Source organism: Mesorhizobium sp. M7A.F.Ca.CA.003.01.2.1 (assembly GCF_003998945.1).
GTDB classification, from domain to species: Bacteria; Pseudomonadota; Alphaproteobacteria; order Rhizobiales; family Rhizobiaceae; genus Mesorhizobium; species Mesorhizobium ciceri.
This window is the reverse complement of sequence record NZ_RZRA01000040.1, coordinates 1-12,916: the sequence shown is the minus strand read 5'-3', so window position 1 is coordinate 12,916 and position 12,916 is coordinate 1. Positions and strand designations below refer to the sequence as shown.

Below are 12,916 nucleotides of genomic sequence, written 5' to 3'. Positions count from 1 at the left end.
TTTTGGGTTTGAGGATCGCCGACGCTTCCGTCATGCCATTTTGCCCTCGGGCGAACACAAACATTCCGACGATTATGGTGGCTGAGAAATTGGCCGACACAACCTTGAGAGACGGCAGACGGAGCTAAATCGCTGCCTGCTTTGCTGCTCGGCTAGTCGTCTCGTCGAGACGGCGGATAACGTCGACAAGCGCTTCCTCAGCTCATGTGCTCCTTGGTGCCGCCAGGCAGAACGCCGAACCCGATGTAGATGGCTTTTTTGCGAACGAAGTCTTCGTCCCTGAGCTTGACCGCTCGACCCGGATAGCGTCGAAAAAGACTATGGGATAGGAAAATTTCGAGCGGTCGGTTTCTGCCATTCGGCCATCGTCCGGGACGGCGTGTGTGATGGACGAGCTCAGGTAGCTGGCGATACCTCGCGTCATAGAGCTCTTCGAGATGGCCGATCCTGCCATGAAACCCGGAGGTCGGCGCTGGTCTGGATTGAGCCTGGAAGTCATAAAGCAATTCAGAATTGTAAATCGCTCTTAGTATCTTGGCCGTGATAATGTTAAACTAACCGCGACGGATGTAACAATATATACAACTATATTAACATACAAATCGTTGTTATCTTCACCAGGAAGCGCTAGAGATCAATTGCTAAGACGGAATCACCGCCCAGCCATCGGCTTAGCCTTAGAATGGGACATCATGTCGACTTTCGTTATTATTGGAAGAGACGGCGCGTTGCCCACATCCAAGGAACTGTCGACTTTGAGAGCCGCGGCAAACACTAATCAACTTAAGCGCCCAAAAAGGGGATTGACTATGACCACGCTGCCGAAAATTTCACTTTCGAAATTGAGAGACGATGCAACGCGACGTGACGAGCGCCAGCGCCTGCAAATGGCATGCCAGGAATACGGGTTCTTCTACCTTGTCGAGCACGGCATCCCCGGGGAACAGATCGCGCAAGCCATTGAGGCTTCCCGGCGATTCTTCGCATTGCCACAGTCGGTTAAGGAACGCTACGGGCACGCCTTTCAGGACGTGTACCCCACTGCCGCCCGTGGATACAGTCCTTTACACGGCGAAATGCTACATCCTGAGGCCGGCTTCGATCCAAAGGAGGTATTCGACCTCGGAATTGAGAACGAAGGCGACCGGCGTCCGTTCTCCGGCCGCACGCGCCTTCCGGATGAAGCCTTGGCTCCTGGCTTCGCAAGAAACCTGCTTGCTTTGCAGGCTACCGTGCTCGCCGGGATTGTCCCCCAGATCGGGGATGCGCTGGCGGACCTGATAGGTATGGAAGAGGCATGGTTCCAACGCCATTTCAGCACGCCGACGCTTGGGCAACGCGTGATACGGTATCCAGCTCGCGGCGGCACTTGCGCAAAGCACACGGATCATGGCTTCTTCACGCTGCTGCTGCAAGAGGAACTCCCCCTGCGTTCCTTGCAGGTGTGGTTCCGCGGTCGATGGATGCCGGTGCCGAGCCTGCCCGATAGTCTCGTAGTCAATCTGGGCGACCTCCTTCAGGTCTTGAGCGACGGCCGCTTCAAGAGTACGCCCCACCAGGTCGTGCATAGTGGTCCGACTGATCGAATTTCGCTGCCCTTCTTTATTTATCCCGAGATCGACGCTCGCCTGACTTCGCGACAAGGGCAGCAAGTTAGTGTTGTAGAAATGATGCTGCGCAACGTTGAGTCAATATGGGTGACTGGGAATGGCGCCGGACGCGCGCGCGAACTGCAATGATTGTCTGCTTTTCTAAAGCATGCGCAATTATGGCGCCGACGCGGTGCAGATCTCCGTGGTAAGCTGGAAGAACTCTCGCATCCGCTAGATTGTCCCGCCGTCGCGCGTGTAGCGCGGCGGTCGGAAGCCCGCTTCGGGATGAATGCACCTATGGTGTCAGATTGTTTGCATCGTGTGGTCGCAGGGAAAGATCGCACTAGATCTGCACCGCTGTCGCAAACGTGCTGCGGGAAAACCTGAGGGAACTTGATCCCATGATAACGCTCGCCCAACTCGCGCTTGACGTATCGCGAACCGAGCTCCCGGGAACCAGTTCCAGCGCGACCACGACGCCGTCACAGGCGGAAAGATCTTATAACACCCGGCGGTCGCGTGCTGCACGTCTTGCGGGCCGGTGGCAGTTATCGCAAGCCGTCAACCTTTCAGGCCGAACACCTCGCGCCCTGGAGCCCATTCTCAGCCGGAGCCCGCCCCTCATGGAGATTCGTCTCGCAGGCACTGCCGACCGCGATGCATGGCGGTCCCTTTGGTACGCATATTGCGCCGACCAAGGTCTCAATTCATCAGAACAGGCGACAGATAGGATCTGGCGGCGCATCGAGCGCCCAGACGAACCGATTAACGCGCTGATCGCGGTCTCAGCAACTGGCGTTACCATAGGTTTTGCTACCTTTGTCATTCACCCGTATACTCTTAGCGATCGTCCGGTCTGTTTTCTCGCAGATCTCTATGTCGACGAGTCTTCGCGGCGCCAGGGGATTGGCCAAGCCATGCTCACGAATCTGGCCTCCTACGGTCGCGACCAAGGCTGGCTGAGAATCTATTGGAATACGGACAGATCAAATTATCATGCGCGGGCGCTCTATGACAAGATCGGTAAATTGAGTCCATACCTTACCTACTACTATGACCTGTAGACTTGCTCTGAGGTCGTAACGAAAGCGCATTGACCTGCCCCAGTCTTTTAAACAGTGGCGAGTAGACTAGAGGTGCAGCCATTTATGTTGCGCACATGGGCTTGCAGCGGAATGTATTTTCGGCGCGATGATCCATTGATCAGGCAAGGACCGTGTTCGAGGTAAACTCCGTGCGGTGGTCTGCGACGATCATGCCGGGCTTGCCGCGCTGGGCGATCAGGTCGTCAGTTCGCGAGCAACGCGGCGACCAGAGATCTGTGTCCGGAATCGCGTAAGGCATTCGCGCGTCACGTCGTCGACGAGTTGATCGGCCGCAGGAGAACTGGTCGTACAGCGACCAGCGTGCGTTCGGCTTCGCCTCGACACGGATCGGCCCCGCATGCCGACCGCCGCTCGCCGTCCGCACTTCAACAAGGTAGGCGACATCTCGTCGACCGGCAAGATCTATTCCGGACGTCCGCGCTGTCGTTATGACAAGCCATATTCTAATTTAGATCTCAAAAATCTTCCGGGGAGCAGTGGTCAGTACCTCGACGCCGGAGTCTGTGACACGGAACGTTTCGCTGATGACGTATCCAAAATCCTCCTCGATCCAATTACCTAACATCAGGTGAAAGGTCATGTTTGGTAGCAACTCTGTCATATCGCCATCCTTAAGGCTTGCGGTCGGCTCCAACCAACCAATGCCGTGTGCATAGCCGCAACGCGTCTCCTTTTTGAGGCCCCGCTTCTCGATGCTGCGATTGAAGGCGTTGGCAACATCGCTGCAAGTCGCTCCTGGCCGTATCGCATCAAGAGCGACCTCAAGGCCGGCGACTTGGATCTCATGCACGCGACGTAGACGATCGGAGGGTGAGCCGATCGTGTAAGTGCGCATAAGCCCAGCACAGTAACCATATCGCGCACCGCCGATTTCGAGATTCACCTGCGATCCATAGCGAAAAACGTCCTCGCTCCACGGAATGTGGCACGTTCCCGTTCGCGGTGATGAACACAAACTTATTCCCTCGATCCCGCTTCCTGGCTTACCGTTTGCGCCGCGCACCAACGTTGCCACAATTTCCGCGCACGCGTCTGCTTCACGCACCCCGGGGCGTATTACCTCAGCAGCGCGTCGAATCGCGGCGTCTGAGATTGCCGCCGCCTCCCGCATTACAGCTATCTCGAGATCTGACTTGATGAGCCTTTTCCAAGTGACCGCCTTAGTAGCATCGACGATCGTGGCACCAGGCAGGCGCATCCTAAACTTTTTCGCCGATTGCGATGGAAGGCAGCATAGCTCGATTCCTATGCCTCGACTCGCGAGGCCGACGTCCTCCAAGTAATCGACTACCGCGTCATAGCCATCCTTGTCAGGATTTCCAATATACGCTTCGGGGTATGCGACGATTTTGTCGCGCTCCATAAAACATTGATGAATGGCTGCCGGCGCATCACAGCGGCGCAGAATGAACGTCGGTTCCTCTTCTCGTATCGAAACCACAACGGCCTGAGGAACATAGGCTGATAGCGCGGTGTACCCCGTGAGATAGGTAATGTTATGTTGGTCGGAAACGACGAGCGCGTCGATATCGCACCGACCCATTTCGAACTTCACCGAGCCGAGCCGGCGAAGGTATTCACTTCTAGGGAATGCCTGGGGTCCCTTGGATATATTCATAAGTTTGAACTCCAGCTATGCTTTTGACAACAAGGCGAGCTATTGCGGGTAAGAGTTCTTATGCTGGCGACGGATCACCTCTCAGTTGGGGGGGAGTCGTGGGGCTGCAGATCGCTCCTGTTCGCCCGACGGCGGTGTGATAGACCAAGCGATTAAGTCGACAGCTCGTTGGAGTATCGCTTCGGTCTGAGCAAGGCTGGGTGAAACGGCGACGACATGTCCTATCCAGTCTCGAAAATCGCCTTTCCTGAAGATCGGCGCGTTGGGTTCAACATACAATTTGATTTCAGCGACACCTGGTACCGCGATCGCCTGACTGCCGCCATCGATCCAATCGAGGGTGCCGTCGCAATCAGCAACTAGGAACCGCGCGGCTGCGGTCTGCAAATGCCTTCTGCGCAAATCCCATTCCTCGCCGACGACAAGCTTGATGTGCTCGGTGACCAGATCGACACCGCTCGCCAGTTGGACCAGTTCAGGCTCAAGCGCACCAGCAAGACGCGGATTCACTTCGATTACAACCGGGCCATGATTAGTCAACCGGAGCTCGATGTTCGTTGGCCCCCAATTAAGGCCAAGAGCTTGCAAGCACCTCAGCGAAACATCAACGATACGGTCATGATCGTCTTCCGCAAGCGGGGCCGGGAAGGTCGTTTCACGGAAGACGAAATGCGGTGGGGGGCCGAAATCAACGGCGACAATCCCAATAACCTCATTGCCCATTATCTCCACGCTATAAAAAGGGCCGCGCGCGAATTCCTCAACCAATATCCTCGGCGAAGACGGCCAGATGTGCTTCCCACCCAACAGATAGGTCGTGTGGTCAGCTAACTCATCGGCGTTGCGGCACAATCGGACACCGATGCTACCGCTGCCGATTGCCGGCTTAACAATTACGGGAAAGCCGATCTCCGCGACAGCGCTTTCTACTTCTGCCACATTCAGCGCCATGCGATAAGCGGGTATCGGAACTCCGGCTTCCGCAAGTAGCTGGCGCTGAGAGAATTTGTCACAGCATCGTTCAATCAATTCGGGGTTGGGTCCCGGTAAGTCGAAATGCCGACATAGTTTGCCAACGGTTGCATAGACCGACTCGTCGATGCCCGAGAAGCCCGTGATACCAGCGATGTCATTGGTCTCACGCAGCCTGGAACATTCGCGAATCAAGGTATCAAGATTGGTTGTATCGACACGGATTGCCTCGCTTCTTTCCGCCGCAAGATACTCGTACTGTGTTGGATCAACTGATAGTGTAATTGGATGAAAGCCAAGACGCCGGGCCGCGTGGATGTATCGTATTCCATTACCTCTTGCATGGCCTTCAACCAGGATGAGAGCTTTCCTTGACATTGGCTGTTCTCCACTCTGCGTTTTTGTCGATAGGTCGTTTTGCCATCGTGGACCTCAGACTTAAAGACAACGATCCAAGGCCAAACATTCCGTGAAATTGGTCGCCTCTACCCGCAGCCGCTGGCTGAAGCTGAAGTTGCCTTTGGCGCAGCAAAATCGTCTTCCCAGATCTGGGCAGAACCGATTGGGCTTGATGGCAACTGACCGAATAGTGGCCGAGTGGGATAATGCACTGTATCGCGTACCAGAGTACTGGGGACGAGTACGCCCTTGACCGGGACCCGGCGCCACGAGCTGTCACCGAAAGGCCCTACTAGGGAGTGAGTTTTAGCGCGTTATCGCCGGGAGAGCCCTCGCGAATCGAGAACGTTATCCTTCCATCGTCGTCTATTGCACCCTCGTAGAACATGTGGTCGCAGATAGAATTATCCCGGTGGAAAGTCAGCACTCGCGGCTTGATCTCCACCATCTGATGCTCCTCGATGTATGCGGAGGAGCAAACGATTATTTCGTCCCCGACCTGACAGGTGCGAGCAGCGGCTCCGTTCAGCACGCAGCAACGAGAACCCCGCTCTCCATAAATCACGTAAGTGCTGATTCGAGCGCCCGATGATTTATTCCAGATTTCAACGAATTCCATTGGAAGGATGCCGGCTTCGTCGCAGTGATCTGGATCCAAAGTTATTGAGCCCCGGTAGTTCAAATTCGCGTCGGTCACAGTTATTCCATGAAGCTTGGCGGCAACAAATTTTCTCATCTACATTTCCTCTCGGCGGTGGGACACTGCGTCGACAAGCGATTGCTGTGTCTTGGTTTCAGGATGGATGGATGGACGTTCTGCGATTTGTCGTATTGTGGTTCTTAGGACAAAATTGATTACTCTGGCGTGGCCAGCACGAGACAGTCAGGCGAAGGCTGGTTGTGGTGGGCGGAGGCATTGCCGGCCGGCTGTCCCCCATTGGTAATGCCATCCGATACAGTTCCGACATGTTCCGTTCCTTTAATTAGTTGTGATTTCAGGTGACTGTGCCAATCGGCCCGTTCAACTGGATCGCACACAAAGTTGCAAACCTCGTGCCAAACTGGCTAATCAGGCCGGAAACAGAAATGCGTGATCTCTTTCAGCTATTTAGGTGAGCAGACCACGGATCGGATCAAGAAGGCACGTCGCGGACGCGACAAAATGTTGAGTGTAGGACGGGTTGAGGTGGCGCCCTTCTGCTGGTGGTCGTGCGGCCGATCTGGGCATCGTTGACTTCTGGCGGCGGGGATGTCGAGGACGCTCGGGTATTGGCTGTTCGGATCTTAGACGCGTGCAGCCTCATGCCTCGAATGCGGCCGTTTTACTTGTCCCAGTCGAGGCCTGCCTAAATGTTTGATCTCAGGTTTTGATGGGGCATCCTTATCTTCCGAATCAAAGGATGCACTATGGGCCAGGTTCTTCATGGGAGCGCCACGACGACAGAGGCGGTCCGTCGGGCGCCCGCTGATCAAGGGTTTGTTTTCAGCGATGGGATGGTCGCGGGGCTTACGCTCCTAAGGACGACCTTAAGAGCCCAGCCTCGCTACCGTGCCATGATCGCGCAAGGCGGCCCTCGCCGGAGGCGTACCCGAGGATCGCCCCTGACCAACAAGGAAAAGCCGGATCGACGCGGTCATGTATCCTCTAAGAGTTGTCATGACGCTTACCTCCTTCAGGTTGTGTGCGTCAAGTTCTGCAAAATGGGGCGGCCACGATGCTGGTCATGCGGCTTGGCGTAGAGCGAGCTTCTTGTGCTCGCGCAGATCGTCCATGTTGATGTAGCGGTTGGCCTCCATCCAGTTCTCGTTGGTCTCGCAGCCAGCGCCCTGACGAGGCGCAGGCAGCTTTCATTGGGGAAGATGCGCATGACATTGGTGCGCCGGCGGATTTCCTCATTGTGCCGTTCAAGCATGTTGGTGCTCTTGAGATGCTTGTGATGCTGGCGCGGCAGGCAAAAGAAGGTCAGCGTGCGCTCGATGGTCTCCTCCACCCAACTCGTCAGTCGCGGATAGCGGCCCGACCATTTGGACAGCCATGCGGCGAGATCGGCCTTGGCCTCGGCGAGATCGCGCCGGTCATTAGAGCCAGCGCAAGTCCTGCAGGCAGTCGGCGCCGTGCTTTCTCGGCAGGTGATCGAGCGCGTTCCTGAGGAAGTGGACGTAGCAGCGCTGCCAGGCGGCTTCGGGGATCACCTCGCCGATCGCCGCGACCAGGCCGGCATGATTGGCGGAGACAACCAGCTCGACGCCCTTGGGGCTGCGCGCCTTCAGCGCGACGAGGAAATCCCTCCAGGCCGAGCGGCTTTCGCGATTGGCCATCTCGACGGCCAGGATCTGGCGCCGGCCGTCCCAGTCGATGCCGACAGCGATCAGCACCGCCTGGCTCATGACGACGCCGGCCTCACGCACCTTCTCTTAGCGCGCATCGAGGATGAGGTAAGGAAACGGCTCTTGAAGGGGGCGCCTGGCAAAGGCAGCGAGGCTCTCGTCCAGCCGCTTGTTGATGGCCGAGATCGACGAGGCCGAGAACGCATGGCCGCACAGCTCTTCCGTGATCGCCTTGACCTTGCGGGTCGACACGCCCTGCACATACATCTCCGCAAGCGTCGCCACCAAGGCCCGCTCCGAACGCTGGTAACGCTCGAGAAGCTCGGTCGAGAAGCGGCCGGCCCGGTCCTGCGGAACCCGCAGCTCAAGCTTGCCGACCCGCGTGACAAGGGTGCGGCCGTAATAACCCGAGCGGTAGCCGAGCCGCTCAGGTGTGCGCTCGCTCTTCGAAGCCCCCAGCGCCTCGTCCATCTCGGCCTCGAGTACCTCCTGCATCACCGCACGGATCACTTCGTGAAGTCCGTCCGGGTCCGAAAGCAGAATGTCTTTGATGGCAGCGCTGCCGGTCTTACTTTCAATCTTGGTCATGGTGGCGTTCCTTCGCGGGAATCGGTGACGTGAACAATCACCAGCCTGCCATGACCGCCCTCTCTCAGCGAATTTGCAGAACTGTCAGCACACACCCTCCTTCATCACAAACCCAACCGAACAACTGGGCAGGTGTTCCAAAAAACGCCGAGTTCCAATAAGGACTCAGGTCCTGGTCCGCTATTGTCACCCCTTCCAAGTCGATGTGTTCGTCACAAATCTTGCGCAATTGAGAAAGGTCGCCCGGGCGTACAACTCTGATTTCCACAGTATTCTCCTGCTTCTCGTTCCGGCACACGTCAGGGGATTTGCTTGCGCAGTTGCCTGATGTGGCAGGTGAGCCAGCCCGCATATTGGCCGTCGTATTGTGGGCCGCGACGCTCACATGTGCGCACCCGATGAAGTGTAGATGTGTTTGTTTCAGGCAATGAGGCGCGTCTTGTGAGCACCGCCACGGTGGACCTGAAATCGCCTCACAGACGCTTGCCCACTGAACACGTCCCCGCCATGACCGGGGACGTGTTAAGGCACATTGCCTTCAGCCTCTGCAGAGGTCAGCGGTCTTGCTGCCGTCCGCAGGTTGTCTTTGCCGTAGCCGTATTTGCCGAATACTGCCATCATTTCGCCAGAGCCAACATAGTCCTGCATACGGCATTGAACGCGTCGACCGCAGCCTGCTCGTTGAGCTCGAAGGCGATAGCAGGATAGTTGGCTGGCGCGATGAACGAATCGGCCAGCTCAAGGCTGTGGTCCTTCTTAACAAGTCCAGTCGCTGTAAAGTAGTCGAGGGCACCGGCGGCGGCGCGACAGCCTGTCCGCCGGCGGTCCGGCGACCTGCATGATTTTGTCGTCGGCGATGCCTGACTTTTTCGCGTCCTGGACCGCGGTGTAGCCTGTATCACTGACGAAGGTGAGTCCCTTGTCACGCACATCCTCATAAGAATGCAGCCCTTCCGGGTTGCCCTTAGGCACCAGCAGTGCGCCTCTCTCCGTAGCGATCGGTTCGCTGAACAGCACGTTGCGGCAGCGCTCCGGCTTGATCCACATGCCGGCCGTGATGAAGTCGAAGCGGCTAGCCTGCAGGCCGGGGACAAGTGAGCCCCATTCGGTTACGACCGGCTCGATTCTATTCTCGTGTTTTTGCGCGACGCACGCAAATGCCAGACAATCCGATCCCCAAATTAATTCCCAGCACCGCAGGTTATTTGGTGTCCGCTTTTTCAACGAGACGCTCCATGAGCGTGCTGTAGGCGACAAAACCGGTGTGAGACCAGAAGGTCTTGCGGCCAGGATTGGTCTCCAGCACGTCGAGGAAAATCCTTGATTTGTTGTGGAAACGAGACCGAATAAGCAGCTCAAGGGTCCTGCAGCCAATCTCCGAACGTCGGTGTTGGCAGCTGACGTAGAATTGCCTCAAAAAGACGCGTTGCCCACTCGGCTCCGCATTGTCTGGCTCCAAACGATGAGTGGCGAGGCCCACAATCTCGCCGTTCTGGCTGAAGAGGTCGACCATCCAAATTTCGCGATTCACCAACTGAATAAACCGCTCCTTGAGTTCTGAAACCGTCATCGGGGTTTCGATGCTTCTCGGCCTCGATCAACTCGCGGTTCAACATTGCCAACTTGTCGAAATCTTCGGCGGCAGCTCTGCGAATCTCAATTGTCTCTGAAGCACTGTGATCCTCTCCTGACCCATGCGACCCACGCAGCGGGCTAGGCAATGCGCTCCTACATGTCCGTGGTGGGTAAAGCCCGTCCGCAGCCAAAAATCCTATGATTAGAGTTGTTCTCGATGACCTCCGATACGGATTCTCTCGCCGGGCTTATTTCGATTTGGTCGAGGTCATTGAATCCTGCATCGCCCGACAGCCGCGCCGTCGGTAGGGATCAGCAAGCGTTCAATTTCCAGATGGTGGCTGCGAGAGGCGGATACCAACGTTTCTCGTCTGAACGTAGCCGTCCAGCGCTTCCTGACCCTTCTCCCTGCCGTAGCCGGACTGGTTTATCCCACCGAACGGTGTTTCCACCCCGCCCACATACCACCCATTCACGTACACTTGACCGGCCCAAAGGCGGTCGGCGGTCCAGAGGGCCCGGTCAATATCCCGCGTGAACACGCCCGCTGCCAGACCGTGAACGGTGTCGTTCGCGAGATTGACGGCCATTCCCGGATTATCGAACGTGGTAACGGCAAGAACAGGACCGAATACTTCTTGCTGGAAGAGATTGCTGTCTCGCGCGACATCGGCAAACACCGTGGCCGCCATAAAGTAACCGCTCCGCTCCGAAAGCGCAGTCCCGCCGGTTACGAGTCGCGCGCCCTGCGAGAGGGCCGTCTGGCAGGCCCGCTCAACTCCTTGTCGTTGGTTTCGGGAGATCAACGGGGTGATGTCGCAGTTTTCGCGTCCTGGACCGACCGACAGTCCTTCGACGCAGACCCTCACTCTTTCCACCAGTTTGTCTGCAATAGAACGTTCCACAATAAGACGTGTAAGGTTGTTGCAATTCTGGCCTGCATTCAGAAAGGTCCCGACGCGTACCGCTTCCACAACGCAGTCGAGGTCGGCATCGGAATACACAACTGCAGCCGACTTTCCGCCCAGTTCCATTATGCAGGGCACGATCCGATCCGCTGCCGTCTTGAGCACCGTCCGCCCAGTAGTAATCGAGCCCGTGAAGACGATGTGGCGAACGTCGGGATGTTCGATCAGCGCCTGGCCTGCCGTTTGGCCGTATCCAGTGAGCACGTTGACCGCTCCGGCAGGCAGCCCCGCTGTCTCACAGGCACGCGCAAGTTCAACTCCGGAAAGGGGAGCTAGTTCCGGCGACTTCACCACGACTGAGTTGCCGGTTGCGATGGCGCAGGCCAGCGAGCGGGCCGTCAGTTCAAGTGGACCATTCCACGGAACGATCTGGGCGGACACGCCGAAGGGACTTCTGACTGTGTAGTTGACCAGGTTGGCCCCGCGCGGGATCGAGCGCCCTTCAAGTTTGTCGGCCAAGCCACCATAGTATCGCAGGTATCTGATGGCGGTCTGAACCTCGCCATCGGCAAGTTCCAATGCCTTCCCCGTCTCCGCGCAGTTAATGGCTGCGATCTCGTCGAAACGCGCTTCAAGGGCGTCGGCAACGCGAAACAACATGCGACCGCGATCATACGGATGCATGTCTATCAGCACGCGGTCGCGAAAAACGCGGTGAGCAGCAGTAACGGCAAGCTCGATGTCTTGGGGTCCTGCTTCAGCTACGACAGCAATCGTTTCGGCGCTCGCCGGGTCATCGACCTCGATGCGTGTGCCGGACACAGAATCCCGCCACTCGCCATCGATATAATTTTTGACTACGTCGTTGCTGGCCATCCAGTCCTCTTTCTTATCGCTCGATTTTCTTCGAATTGGCGCAGCGACAGTGGTCGGCGCCGCAGGAAGAACGGCAACCGTGGTATCGGTCCGGCAGTGAAAGCCCTAGTCTGCCGTTCAGCCGCTCCGAGTTCGCCCACTGCCACATGCCACGGAACGGCCTTCCCGTTCCGTGACTGCGAGCGGCCCGATTTTGGACCTGCTAGTGGCCCGGTGCTTTGTCGGCTAGCGAGCCGCGCCTCCACCGTCGAGGGTAGTCGCTACTGCGCCAATGCTGTCGCGAATGATGGACAGACCACGCCGAAGGTCAGCCTCGGCGATGGTGAGGGCAGTCATGAACTTAAGCACCTCACCGTATGAGCCGGCGATCTCGATCACCAAGCCCCGACGAAAAGCCTCCTGGGAGACCAGACCTGGCAAGGAGTGGTGCTTCGGTGAAACGAGTCCGTACATCAGACCGCGGCCTCGCACGCTCAGGCCGAGGGTGGGGAATTCCTCGGTAATCGCGTTGAGTTCTTGGACCAAGATCGCAGACTTGCGAGCGATCTCATCCTCGAACTTGGAGTCGGACCAGTAAGCTTCGAGGGCCGCACGAGCAGTGACGAAAGCATAGTTGTTGCCTCTGAAGGTCCCGGTGTGTGCGCCCGGGGCCCAGACATCAAGTTCAGGCTTGATGAGAATAAGGGCCATTGGGGTTCCGATCGCCGACAAAGATTTGGACAGGGTAACGATGTCCGGCACAATTGCAGCCGCTTCGAAACTGAAGAAACTGCCCGCGCGACCGACCCCGGCCTGGATGTCATCGAGGATCATCAAGATTCCGTGCCGCGACGTTAGCTCGCGCAGCCGTTGCAGCCAAGTAACGCTCGCAGCATTGATGCCGCCTTCACCTTGGATCCCTTCCAGGATCACCGCGGCAGGTTTGTCGAGGCCACTGTTGGGGTCATTGAGAAG

General features: G+C 57.2%; 10 protein-coding genes and 3 pseudogenes. 3 read left to right on the top strand and 10 right to left on the bottom strand.

Features of this window, described 5'->3' with window-relative positions:
• Window positions 1-128, top strand: a 128-nt coding sequence (locus EN969_RS03610) for a GMC oxidoreductase (protein WP_144289770.1), incomplete at its 5' end; no start/stop codon positions are given.
• A gap of 81 nt (window positions 129-209) precedes the next feature.
• Here the strand turns inward: EN969_RS03610 and EN969_RS35820 are convergent.
• Window positions 210-353, bottom strand: a pseudogene (locus EN969_RS35820) (transposase); the annotation flags it as partial.
• A 456-nt stretch (window positions 354-809) separates the two neighbouring features.
• On the opposite strand from EN969_RS35820, the gene EN969_RS03605 reads away from it, so the two are divergent.
• Together EN969_RS03605 and EN969_RS03600 are read left to right on the top strand one after the other, a co-directional pair.
• The gene (locus tag EN969_RS03605) at window positions 810-1,739 is read left to right on the top strand and encodes a 2-oxoglutarate and iron-dependent oxygenase domain-containing protein (protein WP_063170383.1); all 930 of its coding nucleotides are present in this window, start codon (window positions 810-812) and stop codon (window positions 1,737-1,739) included.
• Window positions 1,740-2,215: 476 nt separating this feature from the next.
• Window positions 2,216-2,656: a GNAT family N-acetyltransferase gene (locus EN969_RS03600; protein ID WP_158515807.1), complete on the top strand. Its 441-nt coding sequence runs from the start codon at window positions 2,216-2,218 to the stop codon at window positions 2,654-2,656.
• A gap of 142 nt (window positions 2,657-2,798) precedes the next feature.
• On the opposite strand, the pseudogene EN969_RS03595 reads toward EN969_RS03600, so the two are convergent.
• From EN969_RS03595 to EN969_RS03555, 9 genes and pseudogenes are all read right to left on the bottom strand, one after another.
• Window positions 2,799-3,029: pseudogene (locus EN969_RS03595) on the bottom strand (IS3 family transposase); the annotation flags it as partial.
• A gap of 117 nt (window positions 3,030-3,146) precedes the next feature.
• Entirely contained in the window at window positions 3,147-4,316 is a 1,170-nt protein-coding gene (locus EN969_RS03590; RefSeq protein ID WP_063169356.1) for a Xaa-Pro peptidase family protein, read from the bottom strand.
• Window positions 4,317-4,397: 81 nt separating this feature from the next.
• The gene (locus tag EN969_RS03585) at window positions 4,398-5,666 is read right to left on the bottom strand and encodes an acetyl-CoA carboxylase biotin carboxylase subunit family protein (protein WP_082826583.1); all 1,269 of its coding nucleotides are present in this window, start codon (window positions 5,664-5,666) and stop codon (window positions 4,398-4,400) included.
• Window positions 5,667-5,979: 313 nt separating this feature from the next.
• Window positions 5,980-6,423: an aspartate 1-decarboxylase gene (gene panD, locus EN969_RS03580; RefSeq protein WP_063169354.1), complete on the bottom strand. Its 444-nt coding sequence runs from the start codon at window positions 6,421-6,423 to the stop codon at window positions 5,980-5,982.
• A gap of 986 nt (window positions 6,424-7,409) precedes the next feature.
• Window positions 7,410-8,603: pseudogene (locus tag EN969_RS03575) on the bottom strand (IS256 family transposase).
• A 756-nt stretch (window positions 8,604-9,359) separates the two neighbouring features.
• A complete protein-coding gene (locus EN969_RS35815) occupies window positions 9,360-9,827 on the bottom strand; it encodes a transporter substrate-binding domain-containing protein (RefSeq protein ID WP_224571101.1) in 468 nt (155 codons plus the stop codon).
• Window positions 9,805-10,173 carry a GNAT family N-acetyltransferase gene (locus tag EN969_RS03565; RefSeq protein ID WP_063169352.1) on the bottom strand — a complete coding sequence of 123 codons (369 nt, stop codon included), beginning with the start codon at window positions 10,171-10,173 and terminating at the stop codon, window positions 9,805-9,807. Before EN969_RS03565 ends, EN969_RS35815 begins: the two co-directional genes overlap by 23 nt.
• A 328-nt stretch (window positions 10,174-10,501) precedes the next feature.
• Window positions 10,502-11,962 carry an aldehyde dehydrogenase family protein gene (locus EN969_RS03560; RefSeq protein WP_063169351.1) on the bottom strand — a complete coding sequence of 487 codons (1,461 nt, stop codon included), beginning with the start codon at window positions 11,960-11,962 and terminating at the stop codon, window positions 10,502-10,504.
• Window positions 11,963-12,187: 225 nt separating this feature from the next.
• On the bottom strand, window positions 12,188-12,916 hold a 729-nt coding region (locus EN969_RS03555), incomplete at its 5' end, for an aminotransferase class III-fold pyridoxal phosphate-dependent enzyme (protein WP_127418990.1).